This window comes from Vibrio sp. KMM 9700 (genome assembly GCF_058545285.1).
On sequence record NZ_CM178590.1, the window covers coordinates 191,024 to 214,179 of the forward strand.

General features: G+C 43.0%; 17 protein-coding genes. 11 read left to right on the forward strand and 6 right to left on the reverse strand.

Annotated elements, in window-relative coordinates; genetic code table 11:
* Window positions 1–2: 2 nt before the first annotated feature.
* Window positions 3–1,370, reverse strand: coding sequence for an aspartate aminotransferase family protein (locus AC2VOY_RS12170; protein ID WP_491833839.1), 1,368 nt, complete (start codon window positions 1,368–1,370; stop codon window positions 3–5).
* A 365-nt stretch (window positions 1,371–1,735) separates the two neighbouring features.
* Between AC2VOY_RS12170 and AC2VOY_RS12175 the strand changes: the two genes are divergently transcribed.
* The 4 genes from AC2VOY_RS12175 (at window position 1,736) to AC2VOY_RS12190 (ending at window position 6,113) form a co-directional block, all read left to right on the forward strand.
* Window positions 1,736–2,488, forward strand: a complete 753-nt coding sequence (locus AC2VOY_RS12175; protein WP_491833841.1) for an SDR family NAD(P)-dependent oxidoreductase — start codon at window positions 1,736–1,738, stop codon at window positions 2,486–2,488.
* Between the two features lie 70 nt (window positions 2,489–2,558).
* Entirely contained in the window at window positions 2,559–3,584 is a 1,026-nt protein-coding gene (gene rlmF / locus AC2VOY_RS12180; RefSeq protein ID WP_491833843.1) for a 23S rRNA (adenine(1618)-N(6))-methyltransferase RlmF, read from the forward strand.
* Between the two features lie 224 nt (window positions 3,585–3,808).
* The gene (locus tag AC2VOY_RS12185) at window positions 3,809–5,053 is read left to right on the forward strand and encodes an NRAMP family divalent metal transporter (RefSeq protein ID WP_491833845.1); all 1,245 of its coding nucleotides are present in this window, start codon (window positions 3,809–3,811) and stop codon (window positions 5,051–5,053) included.
* Between the two features lie 148 nt (window positions 5,054–5,201).
* On the forward strand, window positions 5,202–6,113 hold the full coding sequence (locus AC2VOY_RS12190) for a polyprenyl-phosphate transporter (protein WP_491833846.1): 912 nt from the start codon (window positions 5,202–5,204) through the stop codon (window positions 6,111–6,113).
* 385 nt (window positions 6,114–6,498) lie between these two features.
* On the opposite strand, the gene dkgB is transcribed toward AC2VOY_RS12190, so the two are convergent.
* Window positions 6,499–7,308, reverse strand: a complete 810-nt coding sequence (dkgB, locus tag AC2VOY_RS12195; RefSeq protein ID WP_491833848.1) for a 2,5-didehydrogluconate reductase DkgB — start codon at window positions 7,306–7,308, stop codon at window positions 6,499–6,501.
* 57 nt (window positions 7,309–7,365) lie between these two features.
* Entirely contained in the window at window positions 7,366–8,358 is a 993-nt protein-coding gene (locus AC2VOY_RS12200) for a zinc-binding dehydrogenase (RefSeq protein ID WP_491834129.1), read from the reverse strand.
* A 170-nt stretch (window positions 8,359–8,528) separates the two neighbouring features.
* Here AC2VOY_RS12200 and AC2VOY_RS12205 point away from each other — a divergent pair, with 170 nt between their 5' ends.
* A complete protein-coding gene (locus AC2VOY_RS12205) occupies window positions 8,529–9,428 on the forward strand; it encodes a LysR family transcriptional regulator (protein WP_491833850.1) in 900 nt (299 codons plus the stop codon).
* On the opposite strand, the gene AC2VOY_RS12210 is transcribed toward AC2VOY_RS12205, so the two are convergent.
* Together AC2VOY_RS12210 and AC2VOY_RS12215 are read right to left on the reverse strand one after the other, a co-directional pair.
* On the reverse strand, window positions 9,425–11,476 hold the full coding sequence (locus AC2VOY_RS12210; RefSeq protein ID WP_491833851.1) for a GGDEF domain-containing protein: 2,052 nt from the start codon (window positions 11,474–11,476) through the stop codon (window positions 9,425–9,427). The two genes, AC2VOY_RS12205 and AC2VOY_RS12210, sit on opposite strands and share 4 nt — an antisense overlap.
* Before the next feature lie 26 nt (window positions 11,477–11,502).
* Complete coding sequence (locus AC2VOY_RS12215) at window positions 11,503–13,731, reverse strand: GGDEF domain-containing protein (protein ID WP_491833852.1); 2,229 nt, start codon at window positions 13,729–13,731, stop codon at window positions 11,503–11,505.
* A 327-nt stretch (window positions 13,732–14,058) separates the two neighbouring features.
* Here AC2VOY_RS12215 and AC2VOY_RS12220 point away from each other — a divergent pair, with 327 nt between their 5' ends.
* On the forward strand, window positions 14,059–14,334 hold the full coding sequence (locus tag AC2VOY_RS12220; protein ID WP_491833854.1) for a GNAT family N-acetyltransferase: 276 nt from the start codon (window positions 14,059–14,061) through the stop codon (window positions 14,332–14,334).
* Window positions 14,335–14,336: 2 nt separating this feature from the next.
* Here AC2VOY_RS12220 and AC2VOY_RS12225 read toward each other — a convergent pair whose 3' ends face one another.
* Window positions 14,337–16,121, reverse strand: coding sequence for a bifunctional metallophosphatase/5'-nucleotidase (locus tag AC2VOY_RS12225; RefSeq protein ID WP_491833856.1), 1,785 nt, complete (start codon window positions 16,119–16,121; stop codon window positions 14,337–14,339).
* Window positions 16,122–16,382: 261 nt separating this feature from the next.
* Here AC2VOY_RS12225 and AC2VOY_RS12230 point away from each other — a divergent pair, with 261 nt between their 5' ends.
* The 5 genes from AC2VOY_RS12230 (at window position 16,383) to AC2VOY_RS12250 (ending at window position 23,050) form a co-directional block, all read left to right on the forward strand.
* Window positions 16,383–18,083, forward strand: coding sequence for a DUF2813 domain-containing protein (locus tag AC2VOY_RS12230; RefSeq protein WP_491833858.1), 1,701 nt, complete (start codon window positions 16,383–16,385; stop codon window positions 18,081–18,083).
* A 119-nt stretch (window positions 18,084–18,202) separates the two neighbouring features.
* A complete protein-coding gene (locus tag AC2VOY_RS12235) occupies window positions 18,203–18,907 on the forward strand; it encodes a TPR domain-containing protein (RefSeq protein WP_491833860.1) in 705 nt (234 codons plus the stop codon).
* A gap of 28 nt (window positions 18,908–18,935) precedes the next feature.
* Window positions 18,936–20,687 (forward strand): D-lactate dehydrogenase, encoded by a 1,752-nt coding sequence (dld, locus tag AC2VOY_RS12240; protein WP_491833861.1) that lies wholly within the window; start codon window positions 18,936–18,938, stop codon window positions 20,685–20,687.
* A gap of 208 nt (window positions 20,688–20,895) precedes the next feature.
* Window positions 20,896–22,068: a peptide antibiotic transporter SbmA gene (gene sbmA, locus AC2VOY_RS12245; RefSeq protein ID WP_491833863.1), complete on the forward strand. Its 1,173-nt coding sequence runs from the start codon at window positions 20,896–20,898 to the stop codon at window positions 22,066–22,068.
* Between the two features lie 76 nt (window positions 22,069–22,144).
* Entirely contained in the window at window positions 22,145–23,050 is a 906-nt protein-coding gene (locus AC2VOY_RS12250) for a DMT family transporter (RefSeq protein ID WP_491833865.1), read from the forward strand.
* Window positions 23,051–23,156: the final 106 nt, after the last annotated feature.

Genomic DNA, 23,156 nt, shown 5'->3' on the forward strand with positions numbered 1-23,156 from the left:
GCTTAAAGTTCCGCTAACGCTTCTTTAATGATCGCTATCCCTTTTTCGACCTCATCGGTTCGGATCACCAAAGGTGGGGTCACATGAATGCGGTTGTTGACGATAAAGGTCAGCAAGCCTTTTTGAGTTAAGCTAGCTTTTAGCTGCGCCATTTTCTCATTGCTCAGTGGGGCTTTGGTTTCGCGATCTTCCACCAACTCAACCGCCCAGAACATGCCTTTACCGCGTAAATCACCAATAAGTGGTTGCGTTTCCATCAAGGCTTTGAGCGCAGGGCCAAGCACTTGATTGCCAAGCTTATCAGCGTAATCGATAATGCCTTCTTCTTCCATAGTATCTATGGTTGCGCAAATAGCTGCCATTCCCATTGGGTGCCCAGAATAAGTCAAACCGCCCATAAACATATTGGATTTAAAGTACTCACAAATAGGCGCACTTACCATCACGCCACCTGCTGGCACATAGCCAGAGTTCACGCCTTTGGCAAAGGTCACCAAATCAGGTGTAATGTTAAAGTGCTCAAACGCAAACCAACGCCCAGTACGGCCAAAGCCAACCATGACTTCATCACAAATCAGTTGGATGCCATGTTCAGTGGCAAGTTCGCGCACCCCTTGTAGATACCCCTCTGGTGGCAGTAAGAAACCTGCTGTGCCGGGAATACTTTCTAAAATAATCGCTGCAATTGAGCTTGGGCCTTCACATTCGATGGTGCGTTTTAGGTGCGCCAGTGCGCGTTCGCATTCTTCAGCCTCTGTTGTCGCATTAAACTCGGTGCGATATAAGAAAGGATTGAAGAAATGCACATGCCCACGGCTATATTCATTTGGAATACGGCGAAAATCACCCGTTGCCGCAATTGCAGAGCCTGTATTGCCATGGTAGGAGCGATAAGCAGATAGCACCTTGTCACGGCCTGTAAACTGCCTTGCCATACGAATTGCATTTTCATTCGCATCAGCGCCAGCATTGGTGAAAAATACCTTTTTAAAGCAATCTGGTGCGTGAGATAGGATTTTTTGCGCCGCAAGGCCACGGGCTAAGTTTGCCGTCGCTGGCGCAATGGTGACTAAGCTTTGCGCTTGATCTTGAAGCGCTTTCACCACTTTTGGATGCTGATAGCCAATGTTCACATTTACAAGTTGGCTGCTAAAATCTAAATACTCTTTGCCTTCATAATCCCATAAGCGACAGCCTTGCGCGCCGGCGATCACAATCGGCGTACTTGCTTCTTGCACTGACCATGAGTGAAACACATGCTTATCTAAATCAATCACTTCTTGGTTGGTTGTGTCAACAGCACTACGCAATGCATCCGCTGCGAAACCTTCTTCTTGACTCAATGGATTAACTAAATTATTTACGCTCATTGTATTGCTCCTTGCAGTTGCGTGAATCTGACGATGACTCATTTGTTAGATTCATCTTGCAAGAGAAATAAAGTCGAGTGTTAGGGACAGTTTTCTAAAACCATTGAGCCAGTTTTAAACCTGTCATTCTGGCCTATCGCTTCCTCAAAACTGGCTCTATCGCTTCCTTGACGCTTATGATTAAGCTAGGCTCATGTTAGATATTTTTTATTTTTCAAAAAGTTTTATATTTTAAGTTGTTTTTTGCTTGTCAGTTATAGATAGTAGGTAGACTTAAATATATTTGTTGGCTTCAAGACCTAAGCACTCTTCATAGCCAAACACTTATTTAATATTTTGATATATGAGAATAAAAGGAGTTTCAAATGCCAAATATTGCATTCATCACAGGCGCAACCTCAGGGTTTGGCCGCGCAGCTGCAAAACGTTTTGCACAAGATGGTTGGTCACTAGTTTTATCTGGTCGCCGCGTTGAGCGCTTACTTGAGCTCAAAGAAAGCTTAGATGTGCCTGTGCATATTATTGAGCTTGACGTGCGTGATGATGAAGCAGTTGCCAAAGCTGTGAGCGAACTCCCTGCCGAGTTTAAAGCAATTAAAACTTTGGTGAACAATGCAGGCCTTGCCCTTGCCCCAGAGCCTGCGCAAAAGGTTGATTTAAAAGACTGGCACACCATGATTGACACCAATGTGACTGGTCTTGTCAATGTTACCCATGCCCTCTTACCAACTTTAATTGAAGTCGGCGCAGGCGCATCTATCATTAATGTGGGCTCAATTGCGGGTCAATGGCCGTATCCGGGCAGCCATGTATATGGCGCAAGCAAGGCATTTGTGCAGCAATTTAGCTATAACCTTCGCTGTGATCTACTCGGCACAGGCGTGCGCGTGACAGATATTGCGCCGGGCATCGCTGAAACAGAGTTCACCTTAGTGCGCACCAAAGGCAACCAAGAAGCATCGGATAACCTTTATAGCACCACCACGCCGCTTACCGCTGAAGACATTGCAGAGCAAATGTTCTATCTTGCAACCCTGCCTGATCACATCAATATTAACCGCTTAGAAGTCATGCCAACACGCCAAGCTTGGTCGGCATTTGCGATTGATAGAGATTAGTTTTCTTGGGGATCAATTCAAAATGCTTTATGATGGCGACAATTCTATTTAAACCACATAAAGCATTTCTATGATCCCAACTAAAAAAGCAAATGGCTTGCATCCAAATAACCCGCATTCAGGCCGTTATGACATGCAGCTGTTAGCCAAGCAAAATCCAGCCCTAAAAGAGTTTTTAGTCACGACCCCGCGTGGCGAATTATCAATTAACTTTCATGATCCGAAAGCCGTTTTGTGCTTAAACCAAGGTTTGCTGCGCACCTATTATGGGGTGCAATTTTGGCAGATCCCTGAAGGTTATTTATGCCCGCCGATCCCAGGACGCGCAGATTATATTCATCACCTTGCTGAGTTATTAACTCAAAGCGGCGCGCCAACGCAAACCGTGCGTCTGCCAACCCAAACCAATAAAAGCGCTCAACCAAAAGTGCAAATGGACGCCGCTTCACAAAAAATCCAAGTTCTAGATGTGGGCACAGGCGCCAACTGCATTTATCCAATTTTAGGCAGCCAAAGCTATGGTTGGCAGTTTGTTGGCACGGATATGAATGCGATTGCGATAAAATCGGCGAAATTTATTGTTCAAACCAACTCGAATTTAAAAAACAAAATTCAGTTTAGACTGCAAAAAAATCCAAGCAATATCTTTGCAGGCATCATCAAAAAGACTGATTTCTTTGATGTGAGCATGTGTAACCCTCCGTTTCATGAATCCCTTGAAGCGGCAGCTGCAGGCAGTCAGCGTAAGCTCAATAACCTCAATAAAGGCAAAAAAGCTAAGCCAAATAAAGAGCTGGTTTTAAACTTTGCTGGCATCAAGCAAGAGCTAAGCTATGATGGCGGTGAGATTGCCTTTCTAAATACCATGGCAGAAGAAAGTAAAGATTTTGCCCAGCAAGTGGGTTGGTTCACCAGCCTGATTTCGAAAAAAGAGAATGTGTCTTTGCTGCATCAAAACTTGCAAAAACTTGGCGCAAAACAAGTACGTGTAGTAGAAATGGCGCAAGGTCAGAAGATCAGCCGCTTTATGGCATGGAGCTTTTTCTCGAAAGCCGACTTAGCCGAGTATCTATCGCGTGAATCAATTTCAGACTAAAGCGTGCAGTTAACTCATTCATCAAGAAGGGGATAAGATTATTCCCTTTTTTTAAAAAAGCCTAGACAAACGTTTGCGCAATCGTTAATATACGCTCCCAGAATCGCGGCTAGCCAAAACGCCGCAAACACGTAAGCAATTGAATACGAAAGCTTCACATTACAGCTGATCCTGTCAGTTGGTTTTTTTATTTTCTATGAGTCACAAACTTTTAGGGAATAAAAATGAGCCAAAGTGCGGCGTTAGCCTCCACCCAAACTTCTCCTACTCAAGCCGAACCTAAATCTGCAAGCTGGCGCTTAAAAGCCTTGCTCAGTGTTGCCTTTTTAATGGCGACGACTTCTGTTGGTCCTGGCTTTATCACCCAAACGAGCGTCTTTACCACGATTTATAAAACCGACATGGCTTTCCCTGTTTTTGCCTCTATGTTTATCACTTTTGGGATTGTCATGAACCTTTGGCGCATTGTGGGCGTATCTGGTTTGCGCATTCAAGATATCGCCAACAAGGTAGCACCAGGTCTTGGCTATGTGGTGGGGATTTTACTTGCCCTTGGCGCCGTCGCGTTTAACTTTGGTAATGTCAGCGGCTCAGCGCTTGGTCTGCAAGTCTTAACCAATCTTCCAACCACTTGGGGGGCTCTGGCAACTGGCGTTTTAGGCAGTGCGATTTTTTTGATTCACAACGCTTCGGCGCGCATGGATCAAATGGCGCGCTACCTTGGCTTATTAATGATTATCTTAATTGCTTATGTTGCCTTGACCAGCCTGCCACCGATGCAAGAAACCTTAACGGCTATGGTCATGCCCTCAGATTTCTCAAGTTTACTGCTTCCTACTCTAACTATTGTTGGCGGCGCTGTTGGCGGATATTATACTGGCGCGCAACGTTTAATCGGGATTGGCTTGCAATCACAGCAAGAACTGCCAAGCATTAATAAAGCCGCTTGGATGGGAATAAGCATTGCGGTTTTAATTCGCTTCTTGCTTTTCTTTGCTATTTTAGGTGTTGTCGCAACTGGCGTGACCCTAAACGCAAAAAACCCAGCAGCCGATGCCTTTCAACATGGCGCAGGGGATTTGGGCTACTACATTTTTGGATTAGTCCTTTTTGTCGCCTCGATCACCTCTGTGGTCGGTAATTCATACATGGCGATTTCTCTAGTTAAAACCTTATTCCCTGTGATTGAGCGCAACGAAAAAGGGTTTTGTGTTGGCTTTATTCTTGTGACCAGCATTGGCACCTTGTTGATGAATATGCCAATTTTACTCTTGATGCTTGCGGGCCTTGTCAACAGCATTATCTTACCTATCGTTTTAGCGACTATGCTGATTGCAACAAAGCGCAAAGACATTGTTGGGGATTACAAACACCCGAAATTTTTAACTCTGCTTGGCGCAGCGATTGTTGTGATTATGGCTGTGGCGAGTGTGTTTAATATTGAATCCTTTATCACTAAAATGATGTAAGTGCTGACTTGCTCTGACGAGCATAAAGCGGCTTTTTCATTAAAAAGATAGCATCTAACAAAAGGTTAAGGATAAAATAAGGGTTTTGCGTTACCCTGTCCTTCTTTTGGGATTATCCTTCACCTAATTCTTAATGGATTAAATGTTAATGAATTACTTTTTTACTTATCTTAAAGGGATCGCCATGGGCGCAGCAGATGTTGTGCCGGGCGTTTCTGGCGGGACCATTGCCTTTATTACAGGCATTTACGACACGCTTTTAAACAGCATTCGCAGCATTACGCCAAAGCTTTTTGTCACTTGGAAACAAGAAGGCTTTCAAGCTGTATTAAAAGAGGTCAATGCTGGTTTTTTAATTGCTCTTTTTGGCGGTATTTTCACTAGCATTTTAACCCTTGCTAAACTGATTTCTTGGCTGCTTGAAACTCATCCGATCCCGCTTTGGTCTTTCTTCTTTGGGCTTATCATTATCTCTATCATCCATATGCTCAAACAAGTTGAAAAGCGTCATGTGTCGCGCCTTGTGACCATTGCGCTTGGGTTTGTGTTTGCTTATGTGATCACTGTGGCTAAGCCGCTGGATATGGAGCCGACGGCTATCAATACCATTTTAGCCGGCGCAATTGCAATTTGTGCGATGATCTTGCCGGGCATTTCAGGTAGTTTTATCTTGTTGCTGCTTGGTATGTATGCACCAATTTTAGGCGCGGTCAAAGGGCTAGAGCTTGGCACTTTAGGTTTATTTGCCATTGGCGCAGTGACGGGTTTGCTGTGTTTCTCGCACCTTTTATCTTGGTTATTAGAAAAGTATCGCGATTTAACTCTAACTTTTTTAATTGGTCTGATGCTCGGCACCTTGCCAAAAATCTGGCCGTGGAAAGAAACTATTAGCTGGCGCACTAATTCGCATGGTGAGCAAGTGCCACTGTTACAAAATAACCTCTCGCCGATGGAGTTTCATCAAACTACAGGTGAAGCCTCACATGTTGGCCTTGCTGTGGTCTGCATGCTTGTGGGAATGCTGATTGTTTGGGGTCTGGAGAAGGTTTCAGAGAAGTAACGCTTAGCTAAATATAGATAAATATAGACAAATAAAAATAAACGCTTTAGCAGCAATCCTTATCTAAGGAAGCGACTAAAGCGTTTTTTATTATATATACCCAAGTGACCTCAAGATGCAGGATTCAGAGCTTTCATCCAAGTTTTTAGACAAGAAAGATTTGAGAAGAAATGTAGGCACCTTTCAAACAAATCTGCCGACGTATAAAGACTTGGATGAAGCTCCCAAAGGGCGAGTTAAAATAAGCTTTATCCTACGTAAAATTGAATCGGAATAGAATTACTATGCCATCTTCAATTTGCCTTGCCTAAAGCTTATTTTATTCTCGCTGAAACTAGCATCTTGGGGTTACTTGGGTATATCACTAAAGCTTAACGAAAGCTCATTACTCATCCCACTTCGGCGCAAAACCAGGGTTTGCAAGGCGGTAGTTGCGATTAAGCGTTTTGATTTGAGCTAAGTCTTCACCATCTAATGTCACCTTATCAGCGGCAATGTTTGATTCGATATTTGCTTTTTTAGTTGATGATGGAATGGTCACATAACCCATTTGACGCTCCCAAGCGAGTACGATTTGCGCTGTGCTTGCGCCATGCTTGTCAGCAATCTTCACAATCAGGTCATCTTTTAAGACTTCACCATACACAAATGGCATATATGCCGTGACAATCACATCATTTTGCTTACAAAAATCCACTAAGCTTTGGTTTTGCAGATAAGGGTGCACTTCCACTTGGTTCGTTAAAACCTCACCTTTACCCAAAATTTCAATCGCTTGTGCAAGCTGCGCCTTGGTAAAGTTTGACACACCAATGTGCTTAGTCAGACCTAAATCTTTGGCTTTTTTCAGCTCACCTAAATACTCTTCCATTGGCGCGCCATCTTCTTGTAGTGGCCAGTGAATCAGCAATAAGTCAACATAGTCAGTTTTAAGCTTAGTTAAGCTTTCTTTGACACTATCAATAAATAATTCTTTGTTGCAGTTATCCATCCAAACTTTCGTCGTGAGGAAAATATCACCGCGCGCAACGTTTGAATCCGCAATAGCTTGACCGACGGCTTCTTCGTTGCCATAAATTTGAGCGGTATCGATATGACGAAAGCCAGCTTCAAGTGACAAGGTAACAGAATCAATGGCATCTTGGCCTTTTAAACGATAAGTACCAGCCCCTAGGTGTGGAATAAGTGTTTGCATTAGTAATTCCTTATTTTTTAATAGTTTAATTGATAAATTTAAGTCATTAACAAAGTATTATGCATGAATTAAGGCAACAATTTTACCTTGCGTTCGTTTTTGTCGGATTTGCTGCAGCGCCTCTGGAATGTCTTTAAAACCAATATGCTGGCTATGAATGCCGCGAAACACCCCTTGAACTTGCAAATCTGTCATCGCAAGACCGGCGTTTAAGATAGAATCACGCCCTGCTTTGCCATGCCCGTGCCCTGCGCCCAAGCTTAAGTGATGCACTGTCAGGCCACGCAAAAATGCGTTGGAATAACTTGTAGGGTTAGCGGTTTGCACCAATTCAAGCATTTGCCCATCAAAGCTCAGCACATCTGCGCACACTTGTTCCTGCTCACCACCAACACAATCAAAGGCTTTGCTGACGCCTTGCCCTTCGGTAATATCTAAAATTGTTTCGACAACATTTTGGGCGTGATAATCAATCACATGCGTCGCGCCAAGGCTGCGTACATAATCGGCCTTTGCACTTGAACAGGTAGTAATAATATTGCGCACTTTTAAAGCTTTCGCAATCGCAATCGCATAACTGCCCACGCCACCTGCGCCGCCGGCAATAAACAAAGTATCTTCGGAATGAATCGCCAATTTATCCACCAAGGCGCGGTATGCCGTCCAACCCGCGCATGGGGTTGCCGCCAGTTCAAGATCAGATAAAAACTCAGGCGCAGCAATCAATGTGCGGCTATCATGCACCGCCATTTGCGCAAAACCGCCATGTTGACGCTTCATATTGCCATGATACACAACGCGATCGCCAAGTGCCCAGCCAGTGACTTTTTCACCCATGGCAAGGATTTCGCCGCACACATCCAAACCGCCCACAAAGTTATCATCCATATCTGGAATACTACTGTGCCAAAAGTTAATTTTGCTATCAACAGGGTTTAAGCCCACAGCATTCACTTTCACTAAAACGTCATACTCAGTTTCAAGTTGTGGCGTTGGAATATTCTCGATTTGAAATGAATCTTTCTCTTTATGGTAGGTCACGGCTTGGATCATCATTGGCTCCTCTATACATCTTCATGATGTGAGTATCTGGTTATTTTTGTTTGCTTAAGACTAGAATATGCCTTTCATCCCAATAAATAAAATTATGATTTGTTTTTGTTATGATAAAATTTTATTATATCAAGCATAGATTTTATCCGCCTTTAGCGACCATTATTATGAAAGAACTCAACTTAAATCCAACTTGGCTCAAAACCTTTAAAACCTTGGTCGATTTGGGCCACTTTACTCAAACCGCAAAAGCCCTGCATATGACCCAACCGGGCGTGACCCAACATATTCAAAAGCTTGAACATGCGTGTGGCCATGACTTATTGTTTCGTGAAAATAAAAGCTTCTCGTTGACCGAGCAAGGGCGTATTTTATATCAATTTGCCAAGACTCAGCAGCAAGCGCATATTGATCTAAACCAAGCGTTAAACTTTGATGATATGGAAAGTGGGCGCTGCGTGTTGGCTTGTTCTGGCTCGCTGTCATTAGCAATTTTCCCTGACTTTATCGCGCATCAGCTAAAATATCCAAACTTACAAATTGAATTGGAATCCGCGCCAAATAAAAACATATTAAAAGCAATAGAAGCCGATGACTTAGATGTGGGCGTGGTGACATCCAAACCCGATGCGGGACGCTTTGAGATAGAAAAGATTGGTGAAGAAAGCCTTGCGATGATTTTGCCTCAATCTGCCATCTCCAAGCGCATGAGCCCAGAAAATTTAATCAAACTTGGCATGGTGCGCCATCCTGACGCTGATCATTATTTAAATCTGTATCTAAGCCATCATAAAGATCTCGCGAACTTGCATCCAAGTGATATTCCAACCCGTTGTTATATCAACCAATTGCAACAAATTTTAATGCCCGTGGCACAAGGCATTGGCTTCACTGTACTGCCGCGGATCTCGTATGAGCTGTCACCGTTAAAAGAAATGCTGTATATGCCAAATGATCAGCAAAAGATAGGTGAGAGTCTCTATTTAGTCACTAAGCGTCACCGCAAGCTGCCGAAACGCTTTATGCCATTAATAGAGATGATTAAAGCCAAGGTAAACCCAAACTAAGCTTGCCCGGCTGATTTTTGCGCCATTTTATGTTTATACATTGCCTCATCAGCCAGATGCAACACATCATCTAAGATCATCTTTTTGTTGCGATCAAACGAGTGCCCAACCGAGCACTGGATCACAAGTTGCAAATCTGGCTGGGTTCTGGATTGAAAATCAAGTTGTGTGAGCTTTTGCAGTACCGGCATTAGCGCTTCACCATCTTGATGTGAGATCCCCACAAACTCATCTCCACCAATGCGGTAGACCTTACCCGGCCAGCGTTTGCGTAGCCTGCGACTAAAGAATTTTAAGACTTCATCGCCGATTTCATGGCCATACGTATCATTGATATATTTAAAATTATTTAAATCAAAATACGCCAAGCTGGTTTGCGCATCGATGCCATATTTATACTTATGATATAAACCGCGGCGGTTATAAAGGCCAGATAGACGATCGAGAATAGATTGACGATATAACCAAAAGGCGACAAGGGATAAGCCGACAACAATCACAACCAATAAGACTTTGACTTTAAACATATAATGCTTTCTTTGATTAACAAATGTTTGCCAGTCAGGTTCAAGGTTATATTGGCTAGTAATAGATTTAATATCCATCATATTAATCGCGCGGCTAAACAAATAACTTAAATGCTCGCCAAGTTCAGTTCGAGGAAATGCATAGGCAATATTTGACGTATTAAACTCACCAATCATTTCATCTTTGGTAATGTCAGTCAGGCCTGAGGTGGAGATCAAAAGCTCATTATACATTTGCTGATCGCTAATAATATAATCTACCTCACCACTTTCTAGTGCATGGAGCAAACTCTCTCGATCTTCGTATTTTGTGATGTCTTTATTTGGCAATAACTTCGCCATAAGAAAATCATAGTAATCTTCACTAACCACGCCAACCCGTTCCACCACAAGCTCAGTCACGTTACGATAAACATCGGGCTTAAACCCTTTACGCTTGAGTACCACGGCCACAGACTGATAAAAGGCTTGTGAAAAATACAGCTCTTTTTCACGCTCACGAGTGACCATAGTTGGCGCTAAGATATCAATTTGGCCCGATTTTAGCTCCTTTAGCATATCCGGCCAACGCTCATTATTATGACTGACGATCTCACATTCCAAAGCTAAAATATCACAAGCCTCTTGGATGATATCAACACTGATCCCAGAGACATTGCCAGCTTTGTCATATTCAGAATAATGCGGCAAGTTTTCAAACTTAATCTTCAATGGGCGATCCAGGTTGACCCCTTCACGGCTTGCCAGCGTACGTAAAAAATCAACCCGTACTTGATGGCTAAATTCTTCCATGGTTTGACTGATCAAGCCTTGAATTTCTGCGGTATGAATAAATTCTTCAATTTTGTCGAGTACAGCTTTATTCTCAGCTTTGGCTGTTGCAATACTCACCGGCATAATCGGCAAAAGATCATTGAGTAGACGCCCTTCTAAATTGGCGTTGATATACGAGCGTATACGCGTCATCGAATCAATCACAGCATCCACACGGTTAGACTGAATCATCTCAATGCCTTCTTTGGCCGTATGATAATTTACAATCTCCACATTCGGGAAACGTCTGGCAACCCAGTCATTAAAAATGGAGCCATAATCAATCCCAATACGATGAATTTTAGTAATATCAAAGTCTTTTTCAGGCTGAGTATATAAGTGATCGTATTCGATATTTGTCGGCTGGGAGATATAGAAGTCTTTGGCGCGCGCTTTGGTGTAGGTAAAATTTGAAATAAAATCAATTTGTTGGTTCTTGGTCGCTTTAAATAAGTCATCAAAGCTCTCAAATTGCACATAATCTACTTCAAAGTTTAAGTATTCTGCTGCGGAATCAAACATTTCACGCGTCATTAAATCATCAGCAAGAATGCCAACCGTATAAATTTTAGCGTTTTCTGATTGCGTTTTATCGCGTGCGATCGCATCAGAGATATCTTCACTGGCGTAACTTAAAGGTAAGGCGGCGCAAAATAGCAAGCTGATGCAAAGAAACACCCAAATAGCGCGGATACAATTCGATAACACGTTCCATCTTCCCTTTTATTAATAACTTAGTGCTGCGCAGCTAAATTCTGATGATAATCACGCTTATATTCATACATAGCTTGGTCGGCGATATGCAAAGCGGCATCTATTTTCATATTATGCTCACGTTCACGAGACACCCCAAACGATAAACTCACCTCAATGCCTGCGCTCACATCAAGCTTGCGGTAGTGGGTAAAGCTTGCGAGCTTTGAAAGCACCTTTTCTAACTCAGCTGGTGGGATATTTGCCATCAATACAAACTCATCGCCACCAATCCGAAATGCAGGGCCTGGCCAATGTTTCATAATTAAACGTGCCACTTGTTTCAATACCGCGTCGCCCACTTCATGGCCATAAGTATCGTTAATTTGTTTGAATCGATTCACGTCTAAATAGACAATAGTTTTCTTTTTATCTATACCTAAGCGATAGCGGCGATATAAGCCACGACGGTTTTTAAGCTTAGTCAAATTATCTGTCATTGATTGGCGATAAAGAATAAATGAAATGCCAAATAAACCTATGATAATAATCGCCAGTAGTAAGCGTATTTTGGTCGAAAATTCATTCTCTGAGGCTAGAAATTCATGCCAATCCGGCTTTGCATCATATTTATGCACAATCGGCGCAATATCAATAATTTTCATTGCACGATCAAAGAAATAACCTAAAAGTTTACCTTGCTCAGTATGCGGAAATCCAAAGGTTAGATTCGATTGATAAAAAGTCCCAATCAGCTCATCTTTTTGCAGTTCTAAATTGCCCTTGGTATCACGCAAGACTTGGTTAAAGTAAGCATTGGTCAAGACGATATAGTCGACCTGATCATTTAACAGTTTTTGAATCAAACCCGCGCGCGAATCGCTGCGCACTAAAATCTTATTTGGCAATAGCTCACTAAAAAGACGATCATAAAAATCATCATTCACTACACCAATGCGCTCAACAATAAGCTCTGAAACATTACGATAAGTATTTGGTTTATATCCGGTACGCTTGACTAAGATGCCACCAGATAAATAAAATGAATGGCTAAAGTAAATTGAATCGTGGAGCTTTTCTGAATAGGTCAGTGGCCCTAAAACATCAATCTTATCATCCAATAAGTCTTGATACATGGCTGACCATGGCTCCTGGGGCGTACTCACCACTTGGCATGGCACATCTAAAATCTGACAAACTTCTTTTAAAATATCAGCCGCAATGCCTTCTATTTGTCCATTGTCTTGGTATTCACTAAATTGCAGCAAGTTTTCAAGTTTAACTTTCAAAACAGATGAGGTATCTAACTGACTGATTTTGAGCTCATAGCGTAAGGCATCTACACGTACGGTGCGCTGATATTCTTCTACCGCTTCGCGTAAACGTTTTTGAATCGCGGCGGTATGAATAAATTCGACCATTTCTTGCATCAGGGATTGGTTTTTGCCTTTCGTTGTTGCCAGTCCAACCGGCTTAATCGGCAACATGTCATTAAGCATGTATGAATCTAAACCATTTTCGACCATAGCTCTTAACTGAGTGATCGAGTCCACTATGCCATCAATTTTACCCGCATTTAGTAATTGCACCGCTTCTGCTGGTGAATAGAAGTCCACCAACTTTAAATTGGGGTAACGCGTCTCAAGATATTCTTTAAAGATAGTGCCCTTACTGATCCCTATACTATGAATATGATCAAACGAGAATTTCTCTTGAAAGCTCGGTTTCGTATAAAGGTAGGTATATTCGATATTTGTCGGTTCACTGATATCGACGACTTGGGCACGCTCATCGGAATAAGTAAAATTACCGGTAAAATCGATTTTTCCCGTTGAAATATCATTAATTAAGCGGGTGAAATCATCATAAAAAACATATTCCAGATCTAAATTAAACTGCTTGCCTAATAAATCAAATAAATATGCGGTCACGACATCGCCATTGCGCACGCCGACATAATACTTTCTTATCGCGTGTGGGTGATCATGTGAGGGGATATAGGAATTGCCGGCATCCACTTGGAGCGTTTGTTCAGCTCTAAGCTTGACTTGAGAATGAAAATAAGTGTCATCGCCTGTTGGAATAGGATCAACAGATGACACCTTGCCGCCCGCATCATTTAGCAGGTCTTCAGTAGTTGGATGCGCAAAACTTGCAGTGCTGCCACACATCACAAATAGGATAAGGGTGATCAGCTGCAAGAAAAAGCGGCATCTGTGCACGACAAATAGTGTCATAGCTTTAGAATATGAAAATTGAGCTGTGTCCATACTTCCATTACAAAATAAAATTGATTAATACCCTTTAATATTTTGGGACATATATTAAATAACGCATCCTTGTGTTTCTTTTCCAAGCTATTAACAATTAATTTGTGGGTATTCTTGGTTAAGCTTAAGGCCAGCTATACTATCACTTTTAAGATAATTATTGCAGCAAGTTTTATAACTATTTCTATCGAGATCAAATCTATACTTGAATTTAAGTTATTCTTTTTACATAAACTTTCTTGTACCCTTATATCTGTCTAATATAAAGATCATAAACTGCAAACTATGTTATAAAATATCGTTCACAACCAAAAAGAAGGTTTTATCATGCCGCAACTAAAACATTTAACTGAGCAAAATAGGTTTTTAGTCGAAGTCGCACCCGATATGTGGGCGCATATGGATTATCAGCCAGAAGGCAATATATTGCATGTGACCCATACATTCGTCCCCAACGAACTACGTGGTCAAGGCTGCGGTAAGGTCTTGATGGAAACCTGTTTAAAAGAGATTGAAGCGCAGGGATTGAAAGTGCACCCCATTTGTAGCTATGTGGTGCACTATATGAACCGCAGTAAAGACTGGCAGCATTTATTAGCCTAAAGCTAGGCTTGTAAGGAGCCTGAAGCAAAGATATCTGCTTGTGCATCAATTGTTTGCATCTGCTTTAAATAATAAATCACGCAATCAGCCATTGAGGCATTGGTGACGAGCGATTGCTGCATATTTAAAATCGCGTCATAACCCTCTTTGCCTTTCATCGTGTAAGCCGACGAGCTGCCCCAGTATAGCTTATCGGCTTGGATGCTTTGCCATTGGCCTTGCGCATCTTGTATTTTTAAATCCAGAATACGCTCGCCCATCGGCGCATCCGCTTGATAGGTATACTTTAAACGGTATGAATAAGGATAGCTGCCCGAACCTGTACCAACCACTCCATTATTGAGCGCATTATTAATCGCCCCTTCGAGAATCGCTGCGATGTGCTTGCCTTGGATCTGATAAATACCAATGGGTACCAGAAACGGCACTAACTTGCCGGCAATATCCCCTGTGGTGATCGGCCCTGCCGGCATCGACGCGCGCACCCCGCCAGCATTATGAATAGCAAAATCAAGCGCATGACCAAGGGATTGCATTTTCCAGTAAAAAGCTTCGACAACCATAGGTGCAAGCTCGCTGGGCCCCTTTTCATCTGGAATACGCACATGGCGCATCGCTTTATCAAAATAACCGACTTTTTGGTTTTGTTTCTCACGTACTTTAGGCAGGTAATCTTGCGCTAGCAGTGCTTGAATTGCCGGATCTTTGACGCACACTTGCACACGTGGGTGCTCGGCCAAATAACGACTGACTAAGGCATGTTGCGTATCTTGATAAGTACTTTGCAGTGAGGCATCCAAACACACTCGACGACCAATTAGTAACTCGTTTGTGCCTTCAAATTCAATCACTTTACCATTTTGATCAAAGCTAATGTGGCAATGCCCAAGGGCTTGTGCGTGAAAGCCAGCTTGCACCACATAAGAGCCATTTGGGTTGTCCTGCGTTTGCACCAAAACGCCATAATCATCTTCGTCTTTATTTAAGCCTAAATCGCTAAAATCACCTTGTAAACGATGCGAGTGACCGCCAACAATAACCCCTATACCGGCCACTTGGCTGGCTAAGTAAAGATCTGCTTCATATCCTAAATGACTGAGTAAAATGATATTTTTTATCCCTTGCGCCTGGATTTGGGCCACCGTATTTTTCGCTACCATGAGCGCATTTTCAAACGGAGTATCCGGATCTGGGTTTGAAATCTCTGCCATTTGATCAATAGATAGGCCAAAAATAGCTACGGGAGCACCTTGGGTTTGCTTGACGATATAACTTGCGGTTTGGGTTTGCGGCAAAAATGGATACAAGGCTTGGCTATCACCAACGCGCCAAGTTTTGCTTTGATCTTCTTCGCTGACGTTCCAGTTGCCGGCAAGCAATGGGAAATTGATTTTAGGTAAAAATTTAGCCACAAGCTCATTGCCCATGTCTAACTCATGGTTGCCCAGCACCATGGCATCAAGGTTGAGCGCATTAAGTAAATCGGCGTTGGCGCGACCTTTAAATAGCGAGAAATATAAGGTGCCTTGAAAGCAGTCCCCTGCATGTAAAAATAAAAAGTCACGCTGCGCTGCTTTAGCTTGATTTGCTAAGACTTTAGCTCTGGTTGCGATGCGCGCAAAACCGCCCACACTAACAAAAGGCTTAAGCTGCTTGTGATTAATAGTTAAATCGAATTCAAGCGCTGTCGGCTCAAAATAAGAATGGGTGTCATTGATGTGTGCAAGTGTTAGCTTGGTGCACGTTGAGGACTGCGAGTTATCCGCAGAAGTGTTTTCTAAATTCATGTTTCGTTTCGTCCCTTGCGCGCTTCATGATGCCAGATTTTCGTCACTGGCAGCGCTTTCTATTTCATCTTCTTTGTCTTTATCACCATATACTAAAGTAAATGACAACTTAATGACAGGGATAGAAATTTTTGCGCGCAATAAAAGCAAATCATGAATTCACATAGGGTCAAATTTTTGGAGTAAGATGTTAACTGCGCTGAAATAAATGTCATAAAAAACGCCTATACTCAAAATAATTGAATAATAATGAGAGGTTATATGCAGCTAGAACGGATTGAAATTGCAGGTTTTCGTGGGATCCAGCGACTCTCTTTAAGCCTTGAGCGCTTAACCACCTTAATTGGTGAAAACACTTGGGGCAAATCGTCACTCTTAGATGCGCTTGAAATTGCGCTGCCCAATCATCAAGAACTCTATCAATTTAAGCTTCAAGATTTTCATTTAGACTATGTCTTAAGCCAGCCGCAAACCCAGTCAATTCAAATCATTACCCGTTGGCGTACGCAAACAAAAGGTGAGGAAAATATTGGCCGCTACCGAAAACTAAGGCCAGTTTGGCTAGATGTGTCTGGCAGTGATGATAAAGAGCTGATTTATCAAGTCAGTGCCACCCGTGATCAGCACAATAAAATCACCACCCATTACCAGTTTTTAAATCAAGCTGGCGATATTTTACAACTGCATCAAAGTGAAAAACTCGCCCTTGAGCTCGCATCCTTACACCCTGTGTTGCGCATGCGCGATGCCAGACGCTTACACCTTGATGGGCAAGCAGATGAAGAAATCCCTGAAGCTGTCTATCGCGAGGTCGATACGCGTCGTGCTCAATCTCGTAATCAAAGTGAATATGAAGCAAAAATACAAAAACGTATTCAAAATACATATCGGCGTTTAAATGCCGCCCCTGGGCATGTCAATAAAGGTGAAATCAAAAGTAGCCTGCGCGCGATGCAGCATTTAATCGAGCATTATTTTTCCTATAAACCGCAAAAACGTCATGGTAAGCACAATCGGCGCGATGGCCTGTTTCAGTCCAATTTAAATGATCAACATACTTTGCTTACCATGATCAAAGAAAGTAAGAATACTCAAAGCAAGCTCATGCTGATGGGGTTGATGCAAGCCTATATTCAAGCCAAAGGCAACACGCCGCTGCGTAAAGTCTCGCGCCCGATTTTGATTTTAGAAGATCCTGAAGGCCGTCTTCATCCAACTAACTTATTAAAATCGTGGGAATTATTACAACTTATCCCGATGCAAAAAATCCTCACGACTAACTCTGGCGTGCTACTTAGCGCTGTGCCTTTGTCATCGATTCGCCGCTTGGTTCGCCAGTCTGATCGCACCCAAGCCCTCCCTATCCCGAAAAATTTATTATCTAAAGATGAAATTCGCCGCGTCAGTTTTCATATTCGCTTTCATCGCTCAAATGCCTTTTTTGCTCGCTGCTGGCTTTTAGTTGAGGGCGAAACCGAAGTATGGCTGTTCAATGAGTTAGCACGAATTTGTGGCTACAACCTTGCTGCAGAAGGCGTTCAAATCATCGAATTTGCGCAATCTGGCTTAAAATCCTTAATCAAAGTCGCCAAGGCCTTGCACATTGATTGGCATGTGGTGTCGGATGGCGACCCTGCAGGTAAAAAATACTCACACACGGTGCGCAGTCTGCTTGGCACAGATCAAGAGCGTCACAGGTTAACTGAGCTGCCCGATCGCGACATTGAACATTTCTTATATAACAACGGCTTTGAAGCCTTTTATCGTGACTTGGTGAAAATCCCGATGGATCACCCGATTCCGGCGAAAAAAATCCTCGCTCGGGTGCTCAAAAAACATGCGAAGCCGGATGTCGCACTCGGCATCGTCAAACATTGTGAGGAGCAAGGGATCGAGAGTATTCCAATTTTGATCCGCTGGATTTTAAAGCGGGTGTTGACCATGGCAAATGGCAATACCTAAACTAAAGTTTAATTTTGACATAAAATTTACATACACTTGTATAAAATTGACGAATAACAATAAATCAGACCAATGGATCGATTAAAGTAGAGATGCTTTGTTACGTTCATGGAATTTATATGTTTTTTGCTAGCATTTTTATCTTGATAGCGCTGATTTTAGTTGGAAGTTACTTTTATCAAGCAAACCCTATTTCGGCTCGCCATCTTTTGATTGGTGGGCTTTTTTGCGCACTTGTGACCCTGACTATGTATCGTATTTTAGGGACGACTGATTATTCAACCCAAGTGCTCACTGCGCCACCAAGTAGCAAAGCAACGAGCTCAGATTTTTCTAGCCGCAACCCTTTTGCGCATGAAGATCCAAAGGCAAAAAATTCATTGTCTGAATACATCACAGATATGCAACAAGCTGTTATCGATGATACTGAAAACGGTGAAAAATGGTATGCGCTCGGCAATGCCTATATGTATGCCAATCAATTTGAAAATGCGGATGTTGCTTTTTCTTACGCACAACGCTTAGCCGCAGTCCCAGAGCCGAACATTTTAGCTGCGCGCGCCACAGCGTTATATTATGCCGAAGGCCAACGCCTGAGCCTTACAGCAGAAAAAATGCTCAAAGAAGCGTTACAGCTTGACCCTGAAAATACCGCAGCTTTGATGCTAAAAGCCTCTGATCACTTTCTAAATGCAGAATACCGTCATGCGATGTTGATTTGGCAGCTCATTTTAGACTCTGAAAAAGAAGATATTGATCGCGTTGCCGTGATCACTGCTATTCACCAAGCGCAAAATTTGTGTCAATGTAGTTTAACTAACTAACACCATTGTATCCAAGGTGGCAAAGGATATGCCAAAGACACACCCAGCACAAACATCCTCATCCCATTCATCCGAGTATTCAGCACCCATTATCCAAGCGCTACAAGCCATTGTTGGCGCATCCTCTATTCTGACTCAAGACAGCCAAACAAGTTATTTTCGCAGTGGTTTTCGTTCAGGCTCGGGCAGTGCGCTCGCAGTTGTCTTTCCTAAAACTTTAGTTGAGCAGTGGCAAGTCATTAACACCTGCGCGGCGCACTCTTGCATTATCATCATGCAAGCGGCCAAAACAGGGCTGACCGAAGGATCTGCGCCAAGCGGAAATGATTATGATCGCCCTGTCGTCATTGTAAATATCACTAAAATCAAGCAAATCCATTTAATTAATGATGGCAAGCAAGCCATTTGCCTGCCCGGTGCAAGTTTGCATCAACTCGAAAAAACGCTCAAAGCAGTTGGACGAGCGCCGCACTCTGTGATCGGCTCATCAACGCTTGGCGCAACTGTGGTTGGCGGCATTGCCAATAACTCTGGTGGCGCTTTGGTGAAACGCGGCCCCGCCTACACTGAGCAAGCTTTGTTTGCGCAGATCACGAAAGAGGGCCATGTTGAGCTTGTCAATCATTTGGGGATCCAAAACTTAGGTGACACGCCTGAGGCGATTCTAAACCAAGTGGAGCAAGGTAAGTTCAGCCCAGCGCAGATTTTAACTGAAGATAAAATGGCCTCGGATAGAGAATATAGCGCGCGAGTGCGGGATGTTAATTCGGATATCCCAGCGCGCTTTAATGCTGACCCAAGACGTTTGTATGAGGCAAGCGGCTGCGCCGGAAAACTCGGCGTCTTTGCCGTGCGTGTCGATACTTACCCGATTCCAGAAAAAGAGCAAGTTTTCTACCTTGGCACCAATGATCCCCAAGCCCTGACTGCGCTTAGACGCGATATTTTAACTCAGTTTGAGAACTTGCCTGAGCTGGGTGAATATATGCATAAGGATATTTTTGATCTGACCACTCAGTACGGAAAAGATACCTTTTTAACCATAGATAAGCTTGGCACGGATAACTTGCCACAATTTTTTTCACTCAAAGCTAAGATTGAAAATAAGCTCAAGCAGCTGCCATTTACTTCGCCGCACTTGATTGATTCAAGTCTTTATTATCTTGCGAAATGCTTCCCCAATCACTTACCTAAATCTTTGCTCGATTATGCGCAAAACTATGAACATCATTTGATTTTAAAAATGAGCGATGATGGCATAGAAGAAGCTAAAACCTATTTAGAGAAATGGAAAGCCAAGCACACGGGCAGTGATTATTTTGCCTGCAGTCCAAGTGAAGCCAAAAAAGCCCTCTTGCATCGCTTTGCGGCAGCCGGCGCAGCAATCCGCTATCAAACTATCCATCAAAACAAAACCGAAGAAATTTTAGCGCTGGATATTGCCTTGCGCCGAAATGATCTAAACTGGGTAGAAAACTTGCCGTCTGAAATTACTCAAAATCTAATCAAGCCTTTGTATTACGGTCACTTTTTTTGCTATGTATTCCATCAAGATTACATCTTTAAAAAAGGCACAGATGTCAGCAAGATGAAAAAACTCATGCTTGAACATTTAAATCAACGCGGCGCTAAATACCCTGCCGAGCATAATGTGGGTCACTTATATGAAGCCGAAAATACATTGCAAGAATTTTATCACGCGCTTGATCCGACCAATACATTTAACCCGGGCATCGGCAAGATGAGCAAATATAAACGTAACTGTGGCTGCTGCGGCTAAGTCGCACTGACGTTACTCTTCCCCCTTGAAGCGGTCACACTATGTCGACCGCTTCTTTCTTTTCAATTCTTTGTGAAAGCATCCTGTCTATTTAGATTTAAAATTAAACTTTTCAGATTTTAACTGTCTTACATTTTGTTACATTTAAAAATTTAATCCTAAAGTTTCTCACGTCACTTAATGTGCTTAATTGTTAAAAGGCGGTTTCATGTTCCATACATTTTTCCCTAAACCTAAGCTTTTCTTTTTAAGCTTTGTGCTTTGGTCTTTGTCTTGTGTGTTGGTTTGGTATGCAGATGTGAGCGCGCTTGCGCCACAATTTGGTTTCACTGTTAATGCTTGGTTGTATACCTACATGGCAATTTGCTACGCAATTTTCGTTGCCATCTGGATGAGAGTTGGCGGTCAAAAATGGGCAAAATGGTCTGTGCTTGGCTCGGCTGTGATCGTCTTTATTACTTGGTTTCAAGTGGAAGTCAGCGTCATGCTTAACGAGTGGTATGGAGATTTTTATAACCTGATCCAAGATGCGCTCGGCAAACCCAACAGCATTTCGATAGATAAGTTTTATGGCGAACTTTCCACCGTGATGATTTTACTCATGGTCGCGATTCTAGTCGCCGTTTTAAATGCGTTTTTTGTCAGTCATTATGTGTTTCGCTGGCGCACCGCGATGACAAATTATTACACCGCAAAATGGGAAAGTGTCAGACACATCGAAGGCGCATCACAGAGGATCCAAGAAGACACCATGCGTTTTGCAAGCATTGTGGAAAATTTAGGCGTGAAGTTTTTACAATCTATCATGACCTTGATGGCTTTTTTGCCGATTTTATGGGGACTTTCAGGTTATGTGACCCACTTGCCTTGGTTTGGTGAAGTGCCACAAGCGTTGGTTTTTGTTGCCATTTTATGGTCTATTTTTGGCACTGTATTGCTTGGCGTCGCAGGGGTAAAATTGCCCGGTCTAGAGTTTAATAATCAAAAAGTTGAAGCAGCATACCGCAAAGAGTTGGTCTATGGAGAGGATCATCAAGATAGAGCGCAGCCATTGACCTTACAAGATCTTTATGCAAATGTTAGGCGCAATTACTTCAAGCTTTACCTGCATTATGTCTACTTTAACGTCGTGCGCTATGGCTATTTACAGTTCAGTACTTTTATTCCTTTTATCGCACTTGGCCCATCAATTGTTGCCGGCGCGTTTACTTTAGGTATTATGCAAAGGATCATGAATGCTTTTGGTCAGGTTTCCGACTCTTTCCAATATCTCGTGAATTCATGGACAACCATTGTTGAACTACTTTCTATCTACAAACGTTTGCATGCTTTTGAGAGTGCTTTTAAAACCAATGAAAGCCTCCAAACACAAAGGCTATAACCAAATACTTTGATAAAAGCGGCGTCGTGGCGGCTCAATATAGGGTATACAAGAAAACCATAAGGACATATAAAACATGAAGCGACACTCCGCTATTTTCTTCACGGCGCTTGCCTTGATTGCTTTTGCAGCCAACTCAGTGCTGGGACGCTTAGCCTTAACCGATACTGCGCTGAGCGCGACGGACTTTACCGCAATTCGCTTAGCAAGTGGCGCTGTGATGCTGGCCGTCTTAGTCTGGCTGCGCATGGCGTTAAGCGCTTCTTCTACGCCAACTTCATCGCTGCAAGCAAGCGCAAGTGCGCCAGACGCTCCTCTAAAAAAAGCTTGGCACAAGCAAGGGTCGTGGCTGGCAAGTGGTTATCTTGGGGTTTATGCCCTGACCTTTTCGATTGCTTATTTAAGCTTAGACACAGGCACGGGCGCACTGATATTATTTGCCGCAGTGCAACTTGGCTTAATTGGCTATCGCCTTGCCAAAGGCAACCCACTGTCAAAACAAGAAACTCTCGGCGTGCTCATCGCTTTTGCAGGCTTTGTGTATTTAATGTTGCCAACATTAAGCACCCCGTCTTGGATAGGCTTAGTGCTTATGAGTGTTTCTGGCCTTGCATGGGCAGGTTATACGGTTTTGGGCGCGAACTGCGCTGATCCTCTTGCCCACACCGCAGCAAACTTTGTCCGCACCTTGCCTTTTGCTTTGGTTTTACTCGCCTTTATTGACCTGCACAGCTTAACCTTTTATAGCCTAAGTTTAAGCATTGCTGCGGGCGCTATCACCTCCGGCCTTGGCTATGCGATCTGGTATTTAGCCTTGCGTAATCTCACCGCGACGAGCGCTGGCGTGTTGCAGTTATTGGTGCCTGTGCTCGCAGCAATCGGTGGCTTTATCTTTGCCGCAGAATCTCCTGATCCGCATTTTTATATAGCGCTCGTTGGGATTCTAGGTGGGATTTATTTGGTGCTGAAGGGAAGAAAGTAAGCTTTCATTCGCTTTTTTATTGCAAAAGTCTTGCATGAGCAAAAGCCACAATGCCTTCTTAAACAAAAGTATCACTACGTTGTTATTGATTCATCTTATTTACTTA